The organism is Pseudomonas sp. Pseusp21 (assembly GCF_059492145.1).
This window is the reverse complement of sequence record NZ_CP168520.1, coordinates 3,531,287-3,554,217: the sequence shown is the minus strand read 5'-3', so window position 1 is coordinate 3,554,217 and position 22,931 is coordinate 3,531,287. Positions and strand designations below refer to the sequence as shown.

The window sequence follows — 22,931 nt, the reverse complement described above, 5'->3', positions numbered from 1 at the left end:
AGCCATGATCAACGTAGACCTGCAACAACTCATCCAGGCGCTGGACGCCGAAACCCGTCGCGATCTGGAGCGTTCGGCCGAGCGCTGCGTGGCCCGTGGCGGCAGCAAGATTCTGGTCGAAGACTTGCTGCTCGGCCTGCTGGAGCGCCCGAACGGTTTGCTCTCGCGGGCACTGCAGGATGCCGACGTTGATGCCGGCGAACTGAGCGCCGCCCTGCAATCGCGGGTCGAGCACAGCGCTTCGCGCAACCCGGTGTTCGCTCCGGAACTGGTGCAGTGGCTGCAAGACGCACTGCTGGTGGCCAACCTTGAGCTGGGCCAGACCTCGGTCGAAGACGCGGCGCTGATCCTCGCGCTGCTGCGCAACCCGATGCGCTACGCCGGCAGCCGCTACCAGCCGTTGCTCGCCAAACTGAACATTGATCGCCTGAAGGAATTTGCCCTGTCGCAACAGCCTCAGGCAGCGGCCAACGGTAAGCCGGCCGCCCAGGGCGAATCGCTGCTGGAGCGCTTCACCCATAACCTGACCCAACAGGCCCGCGACGGCAAACTCGACCCGGTGCTGTGCCGCGATGGCGCGATCCGCCAGATGGTCGACATCCTCGCCCGTCGCCGCAAGAACAACCCGATCGTGGTCGGTGAAGCCGGTGTCGGTAAAACCGCCATCGTCGAAGGCCTGGCCTCGCGCATCGCTGCCGGTGAAGTACCGCAGGTGCTCAAGGGCGTCGAGCTGCTGTCGCTGGACATGGGCCTGTTGCAGGCCGGCGCCAGCGTCAAAGGTGAATTCGAACGTCGTCTGAAAGGCGTGATCGACGAGGTCAAAGCCTCGCCGAAGCCGATCATCCTGTTCATCGACGAAGCCCACACCCTGATCGGCGCGGGCGGTAATGCCGGCGGTTCCGATGCGGCCAACCTGCTGAAGCCGGCACTGGCGCGCGGCGAACTGCGCACCATCGCCGCGACCACCTGGGCCGAGTACAAGAAATACTTCGAGAAAGACCCGGCGCTGGCCCGTCGTTTCCAGCCGGTTCAACTGCACGAACCGACCGTGAGCGAAGCCGTCACCATCCTGCGTGGCCTGGCTCAGGTCTACGAAAAGAGCCACGGCATCTACCTGCGTGACGACGCGGTGGTTTCCGCGGCGGAACTGTCCGCCCGTTACCTGGCCGGTCGGCAGCTGCCGGACAAGGCTGTCGATGTGCTCGACACCGCGTGCGCCCGTGTTCGCATCAGCCTCGCTGCGGCTCCGGAAAGCCTGGAACGCCTGCGTGGTGAGCTGGCTGAAGGTGGCCGTCAGCGTCAGGCCCTGCGCCGCGATGCCGAAGCCGGTCTGCTGATCGACCACGAAGCGCTGGAGGCACTGGAAGCGCGTCTGGACGAAGCCGAAGCGGAAAGGGTCGCACTGGAAACCCAGTGGACCGAGCAGAAACAACTGGCCGAGCGCCTGCTGGAACTGCGTCAGCAACTGGCCAAGGCCCGTGAAGCCGCTGCGGTCGAGCCGGTTGTCACCGTTGAGGAAGACGCCGAAGGCACCGTGATCGAAACTCACGCCGCCGAAGTCGACGAAGCCCTCAGCGTCGAAGCGCTGGAAGCGCAACTCAACGAAACCCACAGCGCCCTGACCGCCGCTCAGGTCAAGGAGCGTCTGGTCAGCTTCGAAGTCTGCCCGCGTCTGGTGGCCGAAGTGATCAGCGCCTGGACCGGCGTGCCGCTGGCGCAACTGGCCCGCGAACACAACGCCAAGGTCGCCAGCTTCGCCACCGACCTGCGCACCCGCATCCGTGGTCAGGAACAAGCCGTGCACGCACTGGATCGCTCGATGCGCGCCACCGCTGCCGGCCTGAACAAGCCTGACGCACCGGTCGGCGTGTTCCTGCTGGTCGGCCCGAGCGGCGTCGGCAAGACCGAAACCGCACTGGCACTCGCCGACCTGCTATACGGCGGCGACCGTTTCATCACCACCATCAACATGTCCGAGTTCCAGGAGAAACACACCGTTTCCCGCCTGATCGGTGCACCGCCAGGCTACGTCGGTTACGGCGAGGGCGGCATGCTCACCGAAGCCGTGCGCCAGAAGCCGTACTCGGTGGTGCTGCTCGATGAAGTCGAGAAGGCCGACCCGGACGTGCTCAACCTGTTCTACCAAATCTTCGACAAAGGCGTGGCCAACGACGGCGAAGGGCGCGAGATCGACTTCCGCAATACGTTGATTCTGATGACCTCGAACCTGGGCAGCGACAAGATCAGCGACCTCTGCGAAGACGGCGCGCGTCCGACCGCCGAAGTGCTGGAAGAAACCATTCGCCCGGTGCTCAGCAAACACTTCAAACCGGCGCTGCTGGCGCGGATGAAAGTGGTGCCGTACTACCCGGTCGGCGGCCCGGTGCTGCGCGAGCTGATCGAGATCAAGCTCGGTCGTCTGGGCGAACGTCTGAACCGTCGCCAGCTGGACTTCACCTGGTGCCAGAACCTCGTCGATCACCTGTCCGAGCGATGCACGCAAAGCGAAAGCGGTGCGCGCCTGATCGACCACTTGCTCGACCAGCACGTACTGCCGCTGGTGGCCGACCGCTTGCTCGACGCCATGGCCACCGGTGAAAGCCTCAAGCGCGTGCATGCGACGCTCGACGGTGAAGCCAGCGTGACCTGCGAGTTCGCCTGAGGTGAGTGTGATGTTCACTCAAGTGCCGCAGCCACTGCTCTATGCCGAAGCCTTGCTGGCGCAGTTCGCCAGCCTGTCGCGCGCGGCGGACGGTGCTGCGCTGCTGGGTGACTTCGTGCGCGGTCTGGCCGGGCTGAGCGGTTGCGAACTGACGCAGCTGTACTTGCTGGATGCCACGCACACGTCGCTGGGGATGAACGCCGAATGCCTCGACGGCGTGCTGCAACCGCGCAGCGCGGCGAGTCTGCCGGCGGACTACAACGGCGAGCAACTGTTGCAGTTCGCCCTGTGCCAGAACCGCGTGGTGAGCTTCGACGACCTGGGCGGCAGCCTGCACGAAACCAGTTTTCTGCCGGCGTCGTCCACGCCGTGGCAGTCGCTGTTGTGCGTGCCGCTGGTCAATCAGCAGAAGGCCGTCGAAGGCCTGTTGCTGTGCGCCAGCCGTCGCCACATCAACCTGCAAGGGTTTGCCGATTCTCTCGGCCAGCTCGGCTCGTTCGTGCTGGGTCAGCTGCATCTGCTGCAACGTCTGCGCCAGCCAGTGGATGCGGCCGCGCCGGTCGTGCGCAGTCTGCCGAGTGCCAGCGGCTACGGCCTGATCGGCAAGAGCGCGGCAATGCGTCAGACCTACTCGCTGATCAGCAAAGTCCTGCACAGCCCGTACACCGTGCTGTTGCGTGGCGAGACCGGCACCGGCAAGGAAGTGGTGGCGCGGGCGATCCACGATTGCGGCCCGCGCCGGTCCCAGGCGTTCATCGTGCAGAACTGCGCGGCGTTCCCGGAAAACCTGCTGGAAAGTGAGCTGTTCGGCTATCGCAAAGGTGCGTTCACCGGGGCCGATCGAGACCGCGCCGGGCTGTTCGACGCGGCCAACGGCGGCACCCTGTTGCTCGACGAAATCGGTGACATGCCGCTGTCGCTGCAAGCCAAGTTGCTGCGCGTGTTGCAGGAAGGCGAGATCCGTCCGCTGGGTTCCAACGACACCCACAAGATCGACGTGCGCATCATCGCCGCGACGCACCGCGATCTATCGGTGCTGGTCAGCGAAGGAAAATTCCGCGAGGACCTGTACTACCGCCTCGCGCAATTCCCGATCGAATTGCCGGCCCTGCGTCAGCGCGAAGGCGACATCCTCGACCTGGCCAAGCACTTTGCCGATAAGGCCTGCACTTTCCTGCAACGTGATCCGGTGCGCTGGTCGGACGCGGCGCTTGAACACCTGTCCGGCTACACCTTCCCCGGCAACGTGCGCGAGCTCAAAGGCCTGGTCGAGCGGGCGGTGCTGTTGTGCGAGGGCGGCGAGTTGCTGGCCGAACATTTCTCGCTGCGTCTGGAATCGGCGCCGGTGCCGGAAGACCACTGCGGCCTCAATCTGCGCGAACGACTGGAAGCGGTCGAACGCAATCTGCTGCTCGATTGCCTGCGCAAGAACGACGGCAACCAGACGCTCGCCGCCCGCGAACTGGGCCTGCCGCGCCGCACGCTGCTGTACCGGCTCGGCCGCTTGAACATCAATCTGGGTGATTTCGATGGGTAGGCGAAAGTCCGTCGAATTCACCTCGAAAACCTTTTTCAGCGCCGCCCGCAAGGGTCGGCGCTTTGTGCTTTGTCTACACCTGGAGACCCTCTGATGTCTGTTCGTCACTGGCACGCTGTCCTGCTGACCCTCGTCGTTCTATGCGGCCTCGGCGGTTGCAGCGGCAATTACAAATTCAACGATAACGATTACCGCCCGTTGGGTGATCCGCAGGCGGTCAATCGCGGCAAGTGACCGCAAGGAGCATCAAACATGGAATTGGTTTTCGAAATGCTGAACACCAAGCAGTTCGTGCCCACCGAGCTGTGCCAGCGGACCTTCAAACAGGCCGGTGGCGTGATCGGGCGGGGCGAGGACTGCGACTGGATCATCCCTGACCGCAAGCGGCACTTGTCCAACCACCACGCGATCGTCAGCTATCGCGAGGGTTCGTTCTTCCTGACCGACACCAGCAGCAACGGTGTGCAGGACGGCGACAGCGGCGCACGCCTGCACAAGGGCGAACCGGTGCGCATCGAGCACGGCAGCACCTACGTGCTGGGCGACTTCGAGATTCGCGCACGACTGGTGCGCGACCCGGCGACGTTCGACGGTGAAGTCGGCCTGCCACGTGCCGCCGGCAGCATCATCCCGGACGACGCGTTCCTCGATCTCGATCCGCTGAAGTCGCTGGAGCAGCAAGAGCGCGTGTACTCGGAATTCGAGGAAATGCTCGCGCCGGTTACCGACCCTGAAGACTCCCGTCAGCGCGCCGACTACGCGCGCATCGACATGGAAAGCCTGATGGTGCCGGAGCTGATCGTCGAGCCCACGCCTGAGCCTGCGCCGGCGCCGAAAGCGGTCGAGCGTCAGAGCGAAACCTTCTGGGATAAATTCGGCGCGGCCCTTGGCGTGAACGTGAAGAACCTCAGCCACGACGAGCGTGAAGCGCTTGCGCTGAACGCTGCACGTCTGCTGCGCCAGAGCATCGGCGGTCTGCAACAGAGCCTGCGCACCCGTTCCGAGCTGAAAAACGAACTGCGTCTGGCCCAGACCACCGTACAAGGCACCAACAAGAATCCGCTGAAATTCGCCGTCGATCCGAGCGAGGCGCTGGACATCCTGTTGCAGCCGCACAAGCCGGGCCATTTGCCGGCCGAGCAGGCGATCTCCCGGGCGTTCCGCGATTTGCAGGCGCATCAGGTGGCGCTGCTGACCGCCAGCCGCGCGGCGGTGCGCGGCACTCTGGAGCACTTCTCGCCGGAGCAGTTGACCCTGCGTTTCGAGCGCGACAACAAGCCGTTGCTCGCCACCGCCGGCGGGCGCTGGAGAGCGTTCAACCGTTACCACCATGCGCTGCGTCAGGACGACGACTGGAGCGAGCGCCTGCTGGCCCGCGACTTCGCCCAGGCCTACGAAGAACAGATCCGCCTGATCTCCACCCTCCACACCGACCACCAAGGATGATGCGCATGTCTCGCCGCTCGACCGCTTTTTTCAAGACGCTGACCGCGCTCACCCTGTTGGTGCTGCTCGCCGGTTGTTCGTCGCTGTCGCCGTATTCGAAAGTGACCAAGATCAACCTGAAGCTGACCGGCAGCGATCAGCTGAACCCGGATCTCAATGGTCGTCCGTCGCCGATCGTGGTGCGCCTGTTCGAACTCAAGCACCCGGTGACCTTCGAGAACGCCGATTTCTTCAGCCTCTACGAGCGCGCCAAGGAATCCCTCAACCCGGATCTGGTGGCCAGCGAAGAACTCGAACTGCGCCCGGGTGAAACCGTGGAACTGAAACTCAGCGTGGAGGAGGGCAGCCGCTTCATCGGCATCCTCGCCGCGTACCGCGACCTGCCGGAAACCAAATGGCGCCACACGTTCCCGATCACACCGCTGGAAGTCACCGAAGCCGATCTGACCCTGGATCAAGCCGGTATCCGCAAGACCAACGAAGTGCTCGCCAAGGCGGATGACTGATCATGAATACCCATAAAGTCATCTGGCAGGAAGGCATGCTGCTGCGTCCGCAGCACTTCCAGCACAACGACCGCTACTACGATCACCAGATGAAGACCCGCACCCGGTTGCTGGGCGGCTACACCTGGGGTTTCCTGAACCTTGAGATCGACTTGCAGTTCCTCAACATGGGCAAACTGGTAATCAGTGAAGCCTCGGGAATTCTGCCGGACGGCAGCCTGTTCGAACTCGGCGGCAACACCGAACCGCTGGCGCTGGACGTGCCGCCGAACACCGGCAACACGCCGATCTACCTGGCGCTGCCACTGGTCACCGGTAACCACATCGAGGCCCGTCGCCCGGAGCAGTCCGACGTGCTGGCGCGTTACACCGCATATGACGCCGAAGTGGCCGACTCCAACGCCGGTGATGATTCCGCCAGCCAGGTCAGTTGCGGTCGCCCGGACTTCAAGCTGTTGCTCGGCGAGCAGCAGAGCGACCAGGCCTACGTGAAGCTGAAGATCTGCGACGTGCTCGACACCACGCCGGACGGCGTGATCAGCCTCGATCCGGATTTCGTGCCGACCTACATTCAGGCCCACGCCTCCAGCTACCTGCTGTCGTGCCTGAAAGAAGTGATCAGCATGCTCGGTCACCGGGGCGACACCATTGCCGAACGGATTCGTTCGAACGGCAAGGTCGGCGGCGCGGAAATCGGCGACTTCATGATGCTGCAACTGATCAACCGCACCGAACTGCTGCTGCGCCACTACCTGGGTCTGGAGCAGGTTCACCCGGAAGAGTTGTACCGCACGCTGCTGACCATGCTCGGCGATCTGGCGACCTTCTCCAGCGACAGCAAACGGCCGCGTCTGGACAGCCGTTACTCCCACGCCGACCAGGGTGCGAGTTTCCGCAAACTGATGGAGTCGATCCGTCAGGTGCTGTCGATGGTGCTGGAACAGCACGCCATCGAACTGATCCTGCAAGCGCGTCAGTACGGGATCATCGTGTCGCCGCTGCACGACCACAAACTGCTGGGCTCGGCGTCGTTCGTGCTGGCAGCCAGTGCCAACTGTGACTCCGAAGAACTGCGCAACCGCTTGCCTGCGCACCTCAAGGTCGGCCCGGTGGAGCGCATCCGCCAACTGGTCAACCTGCACCTGCCGGGGATCAAGGTCAAACCGTTGCCGGTGGCCCCGCGGCAGATCGCGTTCCACTCCAACAAAACCTATTTCATCCTCGAACTCAGTTCCGAAGACCTGGCACAACTCGAGCGCTCCGGCGGCTTCGCGTTCCATGTGTCCGGAGAATTCGCCGAGCTTGAACTGAAATTCTGGGCCATCAGGAACTGACCGACATGATCAAGGACATGGAACACAACCAGGACGACAAAACCGTCCTGCTCGACCGTCAGGGCCATGGCCCGGCGGCGAGTCCGCTGACCGACTTCGCCGCGCCACCGCGCTTCGAGCAACTGGAAGAACGGATGATCTACGCCGCGCGCCTGCGCCCGGCGGAAGCCTTCAACATCAGCCTCAATTCGCTGGTGGCGGCCTCGTCCGAACTGTTGTCGGAAGTGGTGCGCCTCAAGCACAGCGAAACCCGCGAAGACCTCTACGCGCTCAACGAGCGCCTGACCGCCGGGCTCAAGCTGTTTGAAGTACGCGCCCTGCACAACGGCGCCGAAAGCAGCCAGGTGATGGCCGCTCGTTACGTGCTCTGCACCGTGGTCGACGAAGCCGTCGTGACCACGCCGTGGGGCAACGAAAGCGAGTGGTCGCAGATGAGCCTGCTCAGCAGCTTCCACAACGAAACCTTCGGTGGCGAGAAGTTCTTCCAGCTGCTCGATCGGCTGTCGAAAAACCCGGTCAAGCACCTGCCGATGCTGGAGCTGATGTACCTGTGCCTGTCCCTCGGTTTCGAAGGCAAGTACCGCGTACAGGCGCGTGGCATGCTGGAACTCGAAGGCATCCGTGACGCCCTGTACCGGCAGATCCGTCAGTTGCGTGGCGACGTGCCGCGCGAATTGTCGCCGCAGTGGGAAGGCCTCAACGATCAGCGCCGCAACCTGGTGCGCATCGTGCCGGCTTGGATGGTGGTGCTGTTCACCTTCGTCTGTCTGGTGATGATGTATTCGGGCTTCGCCTGGGTCTTGGGCGAGCAGCGCGACACCGTTCTGCAACCTTATCAGCCGCTTGATCCGGCCGCGGCCCAGCCGCAGTCGCAGCCGTAAACAGGGACGTGTGATGAAAAAGTTTTTCAAGAAAGTCGGCGCCTTCCTGCGCCAGACCTGGGTCTGGACCTTGCTGCTGGTGCTGTTCGTGGCGCTGCTGGTGTGGTTCGTCGGCCCGTTGTTGGCAGTGGATGACTACAAGTTCTGGGAAAGCGCGACGTCGCGTCTGCTGACCATCAGCGTGCTGTTCCTGATCTGGGGCCTGACCATGGTCTTCGTCAGCTGGCGCGCCGGTATCCGCAAGAAAGCCGTCGAAGAAACCGAAGACGGCCAGGACCGTATCCGCCGCGAAGAGTTGATCGACGAAGAGCAGAAAGAGTTGAAGGAGCGTTTCAAGGACGCCCTGAAAACCCTCAAGACTTCGAGCCTGTACCGCGGCCGCAGCGAGCGCTGGCGCAATGACTTGCCGTGGTACTTGCTGATCGGCCCGCAGGCCAGCGGCAAGACCAGCCTGCTCGACTTCTCCGGGCTGGAATTCCCGATCAACAAGATCGACCGCAAACTGACCCGCGACACCCACGGCACCCGTCATTGCGACTGGTACTTCGCCGACCACGGTGTGTTGATCGACACCGCCGGCCGCTACCTGACCCAGCCGGATGCGGAAGTCGACGGCAGCGCCTGGACCACCTTGCTGGAGTTGCTGCGCAAGCGTCGTCGCGGTCGTCCGCTGAACGGCGTGCTGGTGACCATTCCGGTGGAAACCCTGACCGGTGGCAGCGAACAGGACATCGAAACCCTGGCCCGCCAGGTACGTGCGCGTCTGCAAGACGTCTATCAGAAGCTGCACGTCGATGTGCCGGTGTATCTGGTGCTGAGCAAGGCCGACAAGCTGCTGGGCTTCGACGAGTTCTTCGACCAACTGACTCGCGAAGAAAGCGATCAGGTGCTGGGCACCAGTTTCCGCAAGGATCAGGTCGGCACCGACGTGACGGTGCTGCGCAACGAGTTCGAAGAGCTGCTGCGTCGCCTCAACAGCCAGGTGATCATGCGCATGCACTCCGAGCGCGACACCCAGCGCCGTGGCCGCATCCTCGACTTCCCGCACCAGATGGGCCAGATCGGCGAGCGTCTGTGCCTGCTGGTCGACATGGCGTTCACCGGCAACCGCTACCAGCGTGCGACGCAACTGCGTGGTTTCTACCTGACCAGCGCACCGCACCTGACTCAGGAAATGGATTCGACCACCGCCGGCATCGGCGCGAGTCTGGGCATGAGCGCCGGCGTGCTGCCGACATTGCGCAGCGGTCGTTCGCGTTTCATCCATCACTTGCTCAGCCGGGTGATTTTCCCCGAGGCCGATCTGGCCGGTCTGGACAAGCGCGAGCGCAGCCGCATCCACTGGGGTCAGCGTGCGTTGTACGTCGGCGCACTGGGTGCGCTGGTCCTGTTCGGCATGCTCTGGGCCGGTGGTTTCTCGGCCAACTACGAACGTCTGGAAAACCTGCGCAATCTGGCGCAGAACTGGACGCAGCAACGCACGGCACTGTCGCCGCGCGATGACGCCATGGGCGCACTGAAAACCCTCGACACCAGCTACGCCGCGACTCAGGTGTTCCCGAAGAAGGGCGACGCTGCCTACCACGAACGGATGGGTCTGTATCAGGGCCAGGACGTCAATCCGGTGGTCAAGGAGGCTTACGAGCGCGAGCTTGAAAAGCAACTGCTGCCACGCGTCGCGACGATGCTTGAAGGCCAGATCCGCGCCAACATGAAGGACCGCGAAAAGCTGATCAACAGCCTGCGCGCGTACCTGATGCTGAACATGAAGGATCGTCGTGACGCGGCATGGCTCAAGGACTGGATCGCGGCGGACTGGTCGCAGCGTTACACCGGCAACACCGCGGTGCAGAACGGTCTGAACACGCACCTCGAGCGTCTGTTGCAGCAGCCGTTTATCTATCCGCTCAATGAGCAACTGGTGGCCCAGGCGCGTCAGATCCTGCGCAGCGAGTCGCTGGCGACCGTGGTTTACCGCATGCTCCGCGAGCAGGCGCGCAACCTGCCGGATTACCGTTTCAGCCAGCACCTCGGGCCGCAGGGCTCGCTGTTCATCGGCACTGAATACGTGATTCCGGGCTTCTACACCCAGACCGGATATCAGCAGTATTTCTCGGTCCAAGGCGCGTCGCTGGTGACCGACATCCTGCGTGACAACTGGGTGCTGGGCGAAGGCGCCGGCATCAGCGACATGGACTTGCGTCGCCTGATGGTCGAGCTGGAGCAACTGTACTTCCGTGACTACGCCAACTACTGGAGCGAAGCCGTTGGCCAGGTGGCGCTGCCGCCGATCAGCGATGCCGGTGAAGGCGCCGAGCAACTGGCGGGCCTGACCTCGGCCAACTCGCCGGTGCTGGCGCTGCTGACTGAAGTGCGCGAGAACACCCGTTTCCCGGCCGCTGCCGATCCGGTGGACGAGGCGGGTGACGCGGCTGATGCGCTGGCCGGACAGAAAGGCAAACTGGGCAAGGTCGGCAAACTCGCCGCGGCGGCAGCGGACAAGGCCTCGGCCCTGAACGTGGCGAAGAACCTGCCGGACACCGCCAAGAAGTCCCTGCAACGTCGCTTCGAGCCGCTGCACAAATTGCTCGACGACAACAATGGCCCGGCCGCTGACCTGACCCCGGCCTTCACCGCGCTCAACGACCTGCAACTGCAGCTGGCGGGCCTCGCCCGTTCCAGCACGCCGGAGCAGGCCGCGTTCGAGCTGGCCAAGACCCGCATGAGCGGCCAGCGTGATGCGCTGACCAACCTGCGCAATGCGTCCGGTCGTCTGCCGCGTCCGCTGAGCGTGTGGTTCAACGTGCTGGCCGAAGACTCGTGGCGCCTGGTGCTCAACGATGCCTACCAGTACCTGAACGGCCGTTATCAGAACGAGCTGTACAGCGTGTATGGCAAAACCATCAACAAGCGTTACCCGTTCAGCGCCTCGAGCACCAGCGACGTGGCGATCAGCGATTTCCGCGAGTTCTTCCGCGCTCAAGGCACCATCGACCGCTTCTTCGACAGCTACATGCGTCCGTTCGTCAGCGGTGATCCGGGCAACTACCGGATGCGCAGCGTCGACGGCCGCAGCCTGCCGGTGTCGAAGGTCTTCCTCGACCAGATGGCGGCGGCCCTGAACATTCGCCAGAGCTTCTTCTCGATCAACCCGGCCGAACCGACCGTGCAGTTCAAGCTGGAGCCGTACACCCTCGATCCGGCGGTGAGCCGTTCCGAGTTCAAGTTCGGCGACAAGACCATGGAGTACCGCCACGGTCCGATCCTGCCCATGAGTTTCAAGTGGCCGACCGATGCTGAAGACGGTCGCACCAGCCTGGTCATGGACAAGATGGCCGGGCGCCCGATCGGCATCGAGAAGAACTCCGGCCCGTGGTCGCTGTTCCGTCTGTTCGACCTGATGCAGACCGAGTACCTGACCGGTCGCGACGTGCTGGTGCTCAAAGCCGACGTGGGTGGCCTGCGCGCCAACTACCTGCTGACCAGCCAGCGCACGCCGAACCCGTTCGACATGGGCGTGCTGCGCACCTTCCGTATGCCGGTGCAGCTCTGATGCTGGTGGCCAGTCCCTGGCGCAGCGCGGCGCGAACCGACCCGGGCAAGGTGCGGTCGCGCAACGAAGATGCCTTCCTCGACACCCCGCAGCATGGGCTGTGGGTGGTCGCGGACGGCATGGGCGGTCATCAGGGTGGCGACATCGCCAGCCAGTTGATCGTCGCCAGCCTGGCTGAACTGCCGCAGCACGAGGACTTCGACGAACGCCTCAAAGCCATCCGCCAGTGCCTGCACTGGCTGAACCGGCGCCTGGGGCAGGAGTTGACCGTCACCGCCGGGCGCCACGACAGCATTATGGGCAGCACCGTCGTGGCGCTGCTGGTGGAAGGCAATCGCGCGGCCTGCATCTGGGCCGGCGACAGTCGTTGTTATATGTGGCGCGGGCAGCGGTTGTATCAGCTGTCGAAGGATCATTCGCTGCAGCAGCAACTGATCGACGAGCAACAGATGAGCGTCGAACAGGCAGCGGCGCACCCGGCCGCCCAGGCCTTGACCCGGGCGGTCGGCGCGGCGGAACAGTTGACCCTGGATGTGCTGGAACTCGAGGTCTATCCCGGTGATGTGTTCCTGCTGTGCAGCGATGGTTTGTATCAAGGCCTGAGCAGCGATGCCCTCGGCAACGCCCTCAGCCTGGCGGCGCCACATGTGGCGCTGGAACGTCTGTTCGACGGTGCCCTGCGGGGCGCCGCCCGGGACAACCTGACGGCCGTGGTGATTCGCCAATGACTGAAATCGAATCCTCAGTCGATGACTTGCTGATGAGCGAAGAGCAGGCCAACAACCTGACCTATTTCGCTTTTGCAAAGCAGCACAACGCCGAACCCGCGCTGGCGCCGACCAAGGCCAGCGTCGGCGCACTGCCGGATGTTCTGGCAGGCCGCTACCACCTCGAGCGCCTGCTCGGGGCCGGCGGCATGGGAGCGGTTTACCGGGCCCGGGATCTGCTGCACGAACAATTCGGCGATCCCGATCCTTACATTGCGCTGAAAATCCTCAGCGAAGAATTTGCCGAGTCGCCGGATGCCAGTGCCTTGCTCTACAGCGAGTTCGCCCTGACCCGACGCCTGCGCCACGACAACGTGCTGCGACCGCACACGTTCGAAGTGGACACCGATTGCCAGCGGGCCTTCATCACCATGGAACTCATGCGTGGCCTGACCCTGGACAAACTGCTCTGCGAGCGGCCGCTGGGCCTGCCGTGGAAAGAACTGCGCGACATCGCGCTGCCGCTGCTCGACGCGCTGGCCTACGCCCACCGTCGCGGCGTGCTGCACGGTGACATGAAACCGAGCAACGTCATGCTCAGCGAAGACGGCGTGCGCCTCTTTGACTTCGGTCTCGGGCAGGCCGAGGAGGGCATCCTGCCCGGCCTGCCGCACCTGAGCCGCGAGCGCTTCAACGCCTGGACCCCGGGCTACGCCGCCCCCGAACTGCTTGAGGGCCAACCGCTGTCGGCCAGCGCGGACGTGTACGGCGTGGCCTGCGTGATCTATGAACTGGCGGGCGGCAAACACCCGTTCCGCCGCTTGCCCTCGACCCAGGCCCGTGACGAACACCTGGAGCGCGAGCTGCAAGCCCCGGCAAATCTACCGACACACTGCTGGCCCGCACTGCGCACCGCGCTGGCCTTTGACGCGGCAGAGCGCACCATCACTGCCGACCAATTGCGTGACGCCTTGGGCGCCACTTCGTCCTGGCTGCAGCGTTTGCGGCTGAGGGCGTAACGGATGACATTCGAACAGGGAGCACTTTATGTTCAACCCAGCTAACGAAACGCACTTCAGCCTGACTGTTGAAGATTACGTAGGCGACCTGCAAGTCCTGTCGTTCACCGGCACCGAAGGCATCAGCCAGCCGTTTCGTTTCGACATCGAACTGGTCAGCGAAAACCCGGATCTGGACCTGGAAAAACTCCTGCACAAACAGGCCTTCCTCGCCCTCGATCCGCAGGGCTCCGGCATCCACGGCCAGATCTACCGCGTGGCCCAGGGCGATGCCGGCAAGCGCCTGACCCGCTACAAGGTTTCGCTGGTGCCGCAGCTGCAATACCTGCATCACCGCACCAACCAGCGCATCTACCAGCAGATGTCGGCGCCGAAAATCATCGCGCTGATCCTCGACGAGCACGGCATCAAGGGCAACGCCTACAGCTTCCAGCTCAGCCAGCCGTGCCCGGATCGCGACTACTGCGTGCAGTACGACGAAACCGATCTGCACTTCGTCCAGCGCCTGTGCGAAGAAGAAGGCATTCACTACCACTTCCAGCACAGCAAGAAAGGCCATCTGCTGGTGTTCGGCGATGACCAGACCGTGTTCCCGAACCTCGGCCAACCGACCGCGTATGTGCAGGGCAGCGGCATGGTCGCCGAAGAACCGGTGATCAAAGGCTTCAAGCTGCGCCTGGAAACCCGCACCAGCCGCACCACCCGCCGCGACTACGACTTCGAAAAACCGCGCCTGCAAATGGAAGCCGCGTACAAACCGGACGGCGAGAGCACTGAACCGGATCTCGAAGACTACGACTACCCCGGCCGCTTCATCGACCGCGCCCGCGGCAAGTTCCTCAGCCAGCGCGCCCTCGAGCGCCACCGCGCCGATTACCGCCAGGCCGAAGGTCGCGGCGACCAGACCAGACTGGTCAGCGGCCACTTCATGGAAATGTCCGACCACCCGCGCAGCGAGTGGAACGACCTGTGGCTGCTCACCGAAATCTTCCACGAAGGCAAACAGCCGCAAGTCCTCGAAGAATCGGTGACCAGCGACACCACCGACAACAAGGACGACTTCCACCAGGGCTACCGCAACCGCTTCCTCGCCACCCCGTGGGACGTGTTCTACCGCCCAGCGCTGGAGCACCCGAAACCGCGCGTGCTCGGCAGCCAGACCGCCATGGTCACCGGCCCCAAAGGCGAAGAAATTCACTGCGACCAATACGGCCGCATCAAGGTGCAATTCCACTGGGACCGCGAAGGCCTGGCCGACGACAAAACCAGCTGCTGGCTGCGCGTCTCCAGCTCCTGGGCCGGCGACCGCTATGGCGCCATCTCCATCCCGCGCATCGGCATGGAAGTCCTCGTCACCTTCCTCGAAGGCGACCCCGACCAACCCCTGGTGACCGGCTGCCTGTACCACAAGGAAAACCCGGTGCCCTACGCCCTGCCGGCGAACAAAACCCGCAGCGTCTTCAAAACCCTCAGCTCCCCGGGCGGCGGTGGCTACAACGAACTGCGCATCGAAGACAAAAAAGGCGCCGAACAAATCTTCATCCACGCCCAGCGCGACTGGGATGAAAACGTCGAGCATGACCAGAAGATTCGCGTCGGCAACGAACGCCACGACACGGTGGTGAAGAACACCTACACCGAGCTCAAGGCCGAAGAACACCGCACCACGATTTCCGATCGCAAGGTCGAAGCGCGGATGGACGACCACCTGACTATTGGCGAGAGCCAGCATGTGAAGCTCGGGACGGCGCAACTGACCAGTGTCGGGAAAGAGATTCACATCAAGGCGGGGGACAAGATTGTCATTGAGGCTGGGACTGAGCTGACGATTCTCGGCGGTGGCAGTTTCATCAAGCTCGATGGCGGTGGTGTGACGGTGGTTGGGCCGGTGGTGAAGATTAATGCTGGCGGTTCGGCGGGGAGTGGCACCGGGATCGGGATCAAGCCGCCGGTGCTGCCGGGGGCGGCGGATAAGGATAAGGCGGGGAGTTTGATGGATCAGGCGTTGTTGAATGCGCCGCCTGAGAAGGTTAAGCCGAAGGCTTTTTTTGTGTTTTCTGAGTGATGAGTTAGTTATGAAAATTAAAAAGAACGCCGGGAAATTCGGCTTGAGATGGATCGTGTTGCTGGTATTGGGCCTGAGTTCAGACGTATTCGCCATTCAGTGCCCTTCTGATAATTTTCATGGTTTTGTGAAAGAGTTTTTGGCGAAGCCAGAGGTGCAACGCGCGTTTACCGCTTCTCCTATCCACTTTTTGGAGGTTGTTGCCGAGGGTAGTCAACCTAAAGTGGTTGAGCGAGAAATTGAGGTACTAGGGGGGGGCGAGCTGAGCGCGGTCTCTCCCGAAGTAGTCGAAATGTCGAGTTTGGAGGTAAAGGTTCAACCTCCGAATAAGATCTTCGTACGTGATCGGGCAGGAGAGTTGCTGAAAATCCTTACATTCCAAAAAGCCGATTGCTGGTCTTTGAGTAGCCTTGAAAACTGGTCGCTAGAAACCGTGTTGGACTCTCAGGTTGATGCATCAAGTCTCCCTCCTGGGGAGCGCAGCTTGATGAGAGGGAAAAACTATGCTGATTTGGCGATGGAAGCAGAGTTTCCAGCATCAAGTCAGCTTTATATTTCTGCACTTGATAGCTATATGAACGGCGCAGATAAGGGCTCCATAGAAGCGGGGTATCAGGCAGTCTTGCTGAGCCTATCAGGTCAAGCGCCGCGCTTGGATGACGCAAGGATTCTTGAGCTTTTGCTCAGCGCGGCCAGCACTTCTGGAGCAGCAAATCTGGCACTAGCGAACTTCTATTGCGACGAAGGCCGTTATGACCAAGTCCGTCCCTGCGCAGATCCCCAAAAGTCTTTGAACGCCCTTGAGGCAGGTTCAAAACTGGGCTCTATGGAAGCGTTGAATCAATTGGGACTCTCATATGAAAGGGGGACCCTCGGTACTAAAAACATCAATCGTGCACTGGCGTGTTTCCAAGCTGCGGCTGCTCAAGGTTTTGAGTTATCCAAGGAAAATGCAGCGAGATTGATTGCCAAGAATGTAAAAACTGAATCCTCAAATTGCTTGAAGCAGGAAGCTAACTGATGACTACTGGAGTTCTTGAGCAGCGACCGCTCTATACCAAAGGCGATTATGTTTATGGTGGCGGCAAGGGAAAAGATACTGATGGCGACGGCAAAAAAGAGATTGATTGCTCAACTTTAGTGTGGGAAATGCTAAAGGCGGCTGGCTATAACGTTCCGTACAATAATACTGCTTTGCTCAAAACGAACGTCGACAATTACGATGTTATTGAGTGGAAAGATGTGTTGCCAGGGGACATCGCGCTTTGGCCAACCCATACGGGATTTGTCGAAGATATCGATGTCGAAAACAGAAGTGGAAACTTTTTCGGTTCACAAAATTCTACTGGTCCTGCTTCCGCTAAATTTGGGAACGGTTCAAATTATTGGCGAATGCCGATAAAGTTCTTACGAGTTAAGGAGATTTTTAAGACAGGTTCCCAACCTGCGTCTACCCCTGCGCCGACTCCCACAGCGCCGACTGCGCCAGCCGCTGTTCCTATAATGAATTTTCAATTTCCATTTAGAAAGGCTGATGGAACACAGTTCAAAGATTCTGAAGAGGTTTTTAAGGCCCTTGAGGGTGAGACTTCGGGAAATTTTTTATTAGGTAATCATGGTTTTTGGCATGGCGGAATTCATATATCACATAGGATTGCCCCGCAATGTATGCGAGACGAGCCTATTCGTTGTATTGGAGACGGTGTCGTCGTAGCCTACCGTTTGAATGAAGATTATCTAGCGACTGCATTTGAGGCATCAAATTCTACAGAAGTATTGAAATACTCAAATTCATTTTGTCTTGTTAGGCATGACTATAAGTCACCTCCGAATAAGGAAGTGACGCCTAACACTAAGAATGAGCTCGTATTTTATAGCCTGTATATGCATCTGCTACCATATGACAGGTATGCGGATGACCCAGAGCAACCAGGTGCTCCAAAAATAAAAATGATCGCAAGTGGGTTTAAAGCGCGAAGCGATATTCTTGGTGCAAGCGGCTGCGTCGAATATGGATCAATTTCTGCTGGAACTGAAATTGAAATACTAGAAGAACATTCTGATCACGTCCACGCCAAGGGTAAGCTGATTAAAGGTACTGTTGGAGGGCGCACTCCAGGGGAAGATTTTTGGTTCGCCTATAAGCAAAACGGCATCGCCTATCCAAGAGGTGATGGAAGCCCGAGCTGGAGCGCAATAACTGCACCAGAGCGAAAGAAACCAGACTATTGGAAGGGCAAAGTCAGAGCTGTAGTTTCCGGAACGGGGCTTACTTTGCGAGCGGCTCCCTCAACGCAAAGTCACGGTGCTTTAGCTGGGGCTGCAATTAGACAGGTAAATAGTCTAGGACAGAACGCAGACTTAGTTCTTTGTACAAATAGCATAATAGAATTTGATAGCGGGAAAGTTTTTAGCCTGAAGATTGGCTCTAAGTTTTTCAAAATGGCGGAATGCTCCTTTGTACCGAGTGCTTCCGGCGCTGCAACCGGTTTGAAAAGCCACTCCACTCCTGTGCCCGCCACTTTTTGGGCTTGTGTTGAAAAACCTTATGTTCAATTGCAAGGCTTGGTTCCGACTGAGTTTGATAAGATTGTGCCGATGGATACGGCAATTAAGGCAGGCGACACAATTGGTTTTCTTGGTTTAAATGAAACATTGGCAGGTCCAGATGGTGGAGTTTCGAGAAGTTATCAAGTTCACGTGGAGATTTTCTCGGCTGATCCTAAAATTGAGGATTTTCTAAAAAATAAAGCAAATGTGAAACAGGGGAAACAATACCTACATTTGCCAGCGAATACGAACTTAAGAAGCAAGCCACCGCAAACCGGAGTGGTGACGATTTCTAATGAAAGCTTTGTAGAGCTTGGAAAGGCCGTTCTATATAAGGACACTGAAGAATGGTATGAAATAACTATAATTGATAACGCAGAAAGCAAAACCGGCTTGCTCAAAAAAGAAGGCGCGAAGCTCCTCAGTCAACACGATTGGGAAAAACTAGGTTTTCGTGTTGTTAAGGAGTCGAATTCAAATTCCGATGGTTTTCTGGATCCCGGAGATATGCCGGATTTTTTTCAAGCCTTATATAAGGATTTGGATAAGTTTGGTAATAAGGATCAAAAAGTCACCCCCGAAGATTTTCCAATTGCGCTTAAGAATGTAGAGTTTAGAAACCACTGGTCAAAGCTTATTGCTTATCACCCAACAGAGTGGAGGTCTAAGTCTGATTCTGCCAAGTGGGCACGGCTAGATACGTTGCTCGAGGGGAATCCGTCTGTTTTAAAGCACGAGAAAGAACGGATAGATAGCTTAATATTTTGGGATGATCCGGTTACGCAGTCTAAAGGCGTGGGCGATGGAAATGTATGGCATTTTCATCCAATTGCTATGATCGGAAATATGATGCCTTCGTCGGGCACCAATATGTGCAAGAAGTGTGGCAGTAATATCGCGTTAACTAATGCATTGATGCGAAGCATTTGTCCATCCTCTGTAGCGGATACATTTATCAGTGAATTTGTTACGGTGGCGAACGAGCTTTTCCCCAAGTATGGTGTGAATACCTGTTCTCAGGTTTTCCATATAATGGGGCAGGGTAAGCACGAAACTTTTCAATTTTCTGCTTTCAGAGAGAGTCTAAATTATACTCGCCGTAGTTATACTGCCGAAAAACTCTATAGAATGGCACCGACCGCTATTAATGATGGTTTTGCAAGGCTGGGAATGTCACTAACCAGAGAGGAAAAACTTGAGTATATAGATCAGCATTTGATTGAAAACGATCCAGCGTACGGTAAACATAGCTTTGGTAGCAATCAGTACCCTCATAACGACTACAGGGGTAGAGGTCTTCTTCATTTGACTCACTATGCTAACTATCGTGAATGCGCTGTGGCGATAGGTGTGAATATCGATGCTAATCCAAACCTGGCACAAGACAATATGAAAGTCGCAATAGAGTCTGGTCTGTGGTTTTGGAAGTCGAAAGGTATCGGTGCGCTTGCGGATGCTAGCTCATCTGATATAGATGCCAAGATTAAGTCTGTAACTAGGGTTATCAACTCTGGGCTGAAAGAGCTTGATAAACGAGAGAAGTACACGAAAGAGATTGCTGAAAAATTTAAGGCTGGATTTGGAGGCTGTTCGTTATGAGAGCTTTGTTTAAGTCGGGATTTCTAATTTCATTTTGTCTGTATTCGGTAGCTTCATTTGCTTGCGATGTCCCTGAGAGTCAAGCTTACCATTCGATCTCAACAAAAGACGGTGCGATTGTTTTTGATCTGGTTCCCATAGAGGGTGAGGCGAGTAGTGACGGATCAAACAGTCAAATGGGTATAGATGTTAACTATATTGATTGTGCGAGTAGGGCTAAGACATTGGTCGGGCAGTTACCGTATTTGGCAGATACAGGACAAGTCCGTGCGGCTTTTTTTGCTGATGTAAAAGGCGGCTCTGAAAGTGAACTATTTGTAATTCACAGTGTGGGAATACATTCTGATACCGGAGTTAAGTACTCTGGCGAGTACTACAGTGTGCATGTTTACAAAAAGAGCGATGATGGTTACTCAAGGGATGAGCGGATTTCCAAGTATTTTGGTGAGGGTGGGGATATATTGACGGATGACTATAAGGGGTTTTTGTACGTGTTTCCTTACAAGGATCAATTATCTGTCAGTAATAAACTTGCTACCACGGCTTTTTCTAAATGGAATGACGGTATTCCTGTTCAGCTGACGATAAACAAAAAAGCCAAAATTTATAGTTCTCCGGTTTTTGACGATGTCACTCGTATGTATCTGATCGCTGGGGACAAGGTCCAGCAGGAAGCTGTTGAGGCTGGCTGGCTCTCGGTTATGTTCAAAACACCAAAAGGTAAAGAAATTCGCGGATGGATCTTATGTGGTGATGCGGATGGATGCTGATATCACGGGACTATGAACAGGGCAAAAAATTAGGGTTTGAATGGCGAGGGAAATGACCGCCGCCAAGCAATCCGTTTTGCAAAGCGCGAAGCGTGATGACCTGAATGAATCAAGGATTAAACACAGTGAAGCGTTTTTTTTTTGCGTTTATCGGCGGGTTTTTGCTGCCGGCTTCGGCGGTGTATGCGCAGGATGGCTGCACTCAGGTTACTTCGAGTCTGGAAATGGTGCCCTGTTCCGAATCGGCAATGAAGGCTGCCGATACGCAGCTGAACGTCAGCTATAAGCAATTGATGGCGCGGCTTGAGTCTGACTATCGAGCGGATCCGGCATTGGGCGCGGAGTACGCGGCGAAGGTTAAAGAGTCGCAACGTGCGTGGCTGAAATTGCGCGATGCGAATTGTCCGTTGGAGGCATTCGAGATCGAGACGGGAATGCCAGCGCATGTGGTCACGGTCAACTCGTGCATCGCCAGAATGAGTCGCGAGCGCTCGGCGTACCTGGACAAGATCGTTCCTGCTCTTGCATCCGACAAGAGCACTTCGACGGCGCCGGCCAACGGCGCTTGTCCTTCGGAGGAATTCCCTGCTTTCCTGACAGCGTTTTCCGCCAGCAGTGAATCACAGCGCCGTCTCACTGCGATGACGGTCAAGTCACTAGTGTTGAAGCCGGTTGCAGGCAAGGACGGTAGTACCTTTGAGCCTTCGACCTCGGGTGTCAGCGGAGCTTCTTTCACCTACCCGCTGATGGCCGCCATCACACCCGGCAAGACACCTGGAGTCGAGATTGAAGAGGTCGATGACAGTCACGTCAACGTGGTCGATAAGCGGGCGGGCAACAGCAATGTAAAAATCTTCAATTTCTCTCGTCAGGCGTGCTGGGTGCTTGAAGGCGTTGAAGACTGGTCGATCAGCGAGAAGGATCTTGTCGCAACACGTAACCCGGCAATGAGCCGTGCCGAGAACTTCTGTGATCAACGTGCCGAGGCTTTGGGAGGGCTGGGTTCGCTTGAGCAATACCGTCTGACTGCGGAATTGTTAGAAGCGTCCCTGGAAAATTATGTCTGTGCGGCAGAATCGGGTGACCCTGAGGCGAGTCTATCAGCGGCAAGCTTGAGTCTTTCGCAGATGGCATCTCAGTTGGAAACCAGCAAGGTTGAGGCGTTGTTCAAAGCGGCCTCGAAAATACCGAGTGGTGCGTTGGGCTATGCCACGTTTCTTTGCTCAGGAAACTCCACCGACTATAACGGTCCTTGCCTCCATCCCAAGCAGGCAGAAGAGCAGGTCATTCGGGCGATTACCATGGGCTCCAAGGAAGCGATGTTTTATCTGGCATCTACTTTTGAGGGTGGCGAGTTGGGAACGAAGGATATGTCCCGGGCGCTAGCCTGTTATCAAATGGCGGCTGACAAAGGTTATCGGTCGGGCGTCGACAGTGTGGCGCGATTGAAGTCGCAAGTTCCAGAGCCGATCAAGGCGAGCCATTGCATTTGAAACTCGAAGCGCGGATGTGTCGCGATTCTTTGCCGTTAAATTCCAAGTGAGTGGAACTGTGCCTGACTTGTCGATACCGGGTTTCGTAAGGCCTCGATTTCTGCGGGTATTGCTGATCGGCGTTGCTACTTTCGCGCAGGCCAGTCATGCCGCCGCAAGTGTTGTCTCGGTGGGCAATGCGTCGGGTCAGTCGCAGATCGCGCAAGGCCCAACCGAAGTTGCGGTCGACATGACACCTTGCCGGTTCTCAATGACGCTCTCGAAAGATCAATGGTTGCAGTTCAATACACCTGATCTGGTATTCATTGCGGCCAAACAAGTGCCTGAAACCTCTAGCGCTCCGCGTTTATCGCAAGCGCAGACCTCGACGGGTTATGAGTGGAGTTTCGAAAAGCCCACAAACCTGAGCCAGCCCTGGTTCGGTGTCATGTGTGAAAACACCAACAACTTTTCCGCGCTCACCACTCAGAAGCCGCCGCTTGATGACGCGATTGAGTTGCAACTAGTGCGAGAGAGTAACGACCTTAAATGCCCGGCGACCCTGACCGATCATGGTTGGGAGCCGACGTTGTTGGCCGGTGATCCGCAATCCTTCACTTTCGAATCCCTGCAGAGCGCAAGTTCATCAGGATTCGTCATTGGTTACCACGGCAAGAATCCACGTCAGTTCAGCCGTATCACCTTCTGCTTGATGCATAACGAACAGGTGCTGATCGGTTCGGCAGAATCGGGTTCATCAACCTCATTGGCGATCAGCGCCGAAGGCTTTGAACAAATCAAAACAGCGGTGCGCAGCATGGCTTTTTAGT

At 58.5% G+C, this 22,931-nt stretch carries 16 protein-coding genes; all 16 read left to right on the top strand.

From position 1 onward, the window contains the following. The first annotated feature begins 4 nt into the window (after window positions 1-4). Window positions 5-2,662 carry a type VI secretion system ATPase TssH gene (tssH, locus tag ACEN93_RS16255; RefSeq protein ID WP_039765149.1) on the top strand — a complete coding sequence of 886 codons (2,658 nt, stop codon included), beginning with the start codon at window positions 5-7 and terminating at the stop codon, window positions 2,660-2,662. Between the two features lie 10 nt (window positions 2,663-2,672). Beyond that, window positions 2,673-4,199, top strand: a complete 1,527-nt coding sequence (locus ACEN93_RS16250) for a sigma-54 interaction domain-containing protein (protein WP_085747929.1) — start codon at window positions 2,673-2,675, stop codon at window positions 4,197-4,199. A 93-nt stretch (window positions 4,200-4,292) separates the two neighbouring features. Continuing rightward, window positions 4,293-4,433 carry a hypothetical protein gene (locus tag ACEN93_RS16245; RefSeq protein ID WP_003229566.1) on the top strand — a complete coding sequence of 47 codons (141 nt, stop codon included), beginning with the start codon at window positions 4,293-4,295 and terminating at the stop codon, window positions 4,431-4,433. Window positions 4,434-4,451: 18 nt separating this feature from the next. Continuing rightward, a complete protein-coding gene (tagH, locus tag ACEN93_RS16240; protein WP_039765152.1) occupies window positions 4,452-5,645 on the top strand; it encodes a type VI secretion system-associated FHA domain protein TagH in 1,194 nt (397 codons plus the stop codon). 5 nt (window positions 5,646-5,650) lie between these two features. After that, window positions 5,651-6,151, top strand: a complete 501-nt coding sequence (gene tssJ, locus ACEN93_RS16235) for a type VI secretion system lipoprotein TssJ (protein WP_011336587.1) — start codon at window positions 5,651-5,653, stop codon at window positions 6,149-6,151. Window positions 6,152-6,153: 2 nt separating this feature from the next. Beyond that, entirely contained in the window at window positions 6,154-7,485 is a 1,332-nt protein-coding gene (tssK, locus tag ACEN93_RS16230) for a type VI secretion system baseplate subunit TssK (protein WP_039765155.1), read from the top strand. Window positions 7,486-7,490: 5 nt separating this feature from the next. Then, window positions 7,491-8,366, top strand: a complete 876-nt coding sequence (gene icmH / locus ACEN93_RS16225) for a type IVB secretion system protein IcmH/DotU (RefSeq protein ID WP_011336585.1) — start codon at window positions 7,491-7,493, stop codon at window positions 8,364-8,366. Between the two features lie 13 nt (window positions 8,367-8,379). Next, entirely contained in the window at window positions 8,380-11,919 is a 3,540-nt protein-coding gene (gene tssM / locus ACEN93_RS16220) for a type VI secretion system membrane subunit TssM (RefSeq protein WP_039765157.1), read from the top strand. After that, window positions 11,919-12,647 carry a PP2C family protein-serine/threonine phosphatase gene (locus tag ACEN93_RS16215; RefSeq protein WP_039765158.1) on the top strand — a complete coding sequence of 243 codons (729 nt, stop codon included), beginning with the start codon at window positions 11,919-11,921 and terminating at the stop codon, window positions 12,645-12,647. The genes tssM and ACEN93_RS16215 overlap by 1 nt, the downstream gene beginning before the upstream one ends. Next, window positions 12,644-13,645: a serine/threonine-protein kinase gene (locus ACEN93_RS16210; RefSeq protein WP_085667340.1), complete on the top strand. Its 1,002-nt coding sequence runs from the start codon at window positions 12,644-12,646 to the stop codon at window positions 13,643-13,645. The genes ACEN93_RS16215 and ACEN93_RS16210 overlap by 4 nt, the downstream gene beginning before the upstream one ends. 28 nt (window positions 13,646-13,673) lie before the next feature. After that, complete coding sequence (locus ACEN93_RS16205) at window positions 13,674-15,710, top strand: type VI secretion system Vgr family protein (protein ID WP_495610263.1); 2,037 nt, start codon at window positions 13,674-13,676, stop codon at window positions 15,708-15,710. Between the two features lie 10 nt (window positions 15,711-15,720). Then, a complete protein-coding gene (locus tag ACEN93_RS16200) occupies window positions 15,721-16,731 on the top strand; it encodes an SEL1-like repeat protein (protein WP_064379819.1) in 1,011 nt (336 codons plus the stop codon). Continuing rightward, the gene (locus ACEN93_RS16195; RefSeq protein ID WP_495610262.1) at window positions 16,731-19,859 is read left to right on the top strand and encodes a glycoside hydrolase family 19 protein; all 3,129 of its coding nucleotides are present in this window, start codon (window positions 16,731-16,733) and stop codon (window positions 19,857-19,859) included. The genes ACEN93_RS16200 and ACEN93_RS16195 overlap by 1 nt, the downstream gene beginning before the upstream one ends. Next, complete coding sequence (locus ACEN93_RS16190; protein WP_064379824.1) at window positions 19,856-20,629, top strand: hypothetical protein; 774 nt, start codon at window positions 19,856-19,858, stop codon at window positions 20,627-20,629. Before ACEN93_RS16195 ends, ACEN93_RS16190 begins: the two co-directional genes overlap by 4 nt. Before the next feature lie 104 nt (window positions 20,630-20,733). After that, window positions 20,734-22,122, top strand: coding sequence for a lysozyme inhibitor LprI family protein (locus tag ACEN93_RS16185; RefSeq protein WP_495610261.1), 1,389 nt, complete (start codon window positions 20,734-20,736; stop codon window positions 22,120-22,122). Between the two features lie 58 nt (window positions 22,123-22,180). Then, complete coding sequence (locus ACEN93_RS16180; protein ID WP_256586976.1) at window positions 22,181-22,930, top strand: hypothetical protein; 750 nt, start codon at window positions 22,181-22,183, stop codon at window positions 22,928-22,930. Window position 22,931 lies beyond the last annotated feature (1 nt).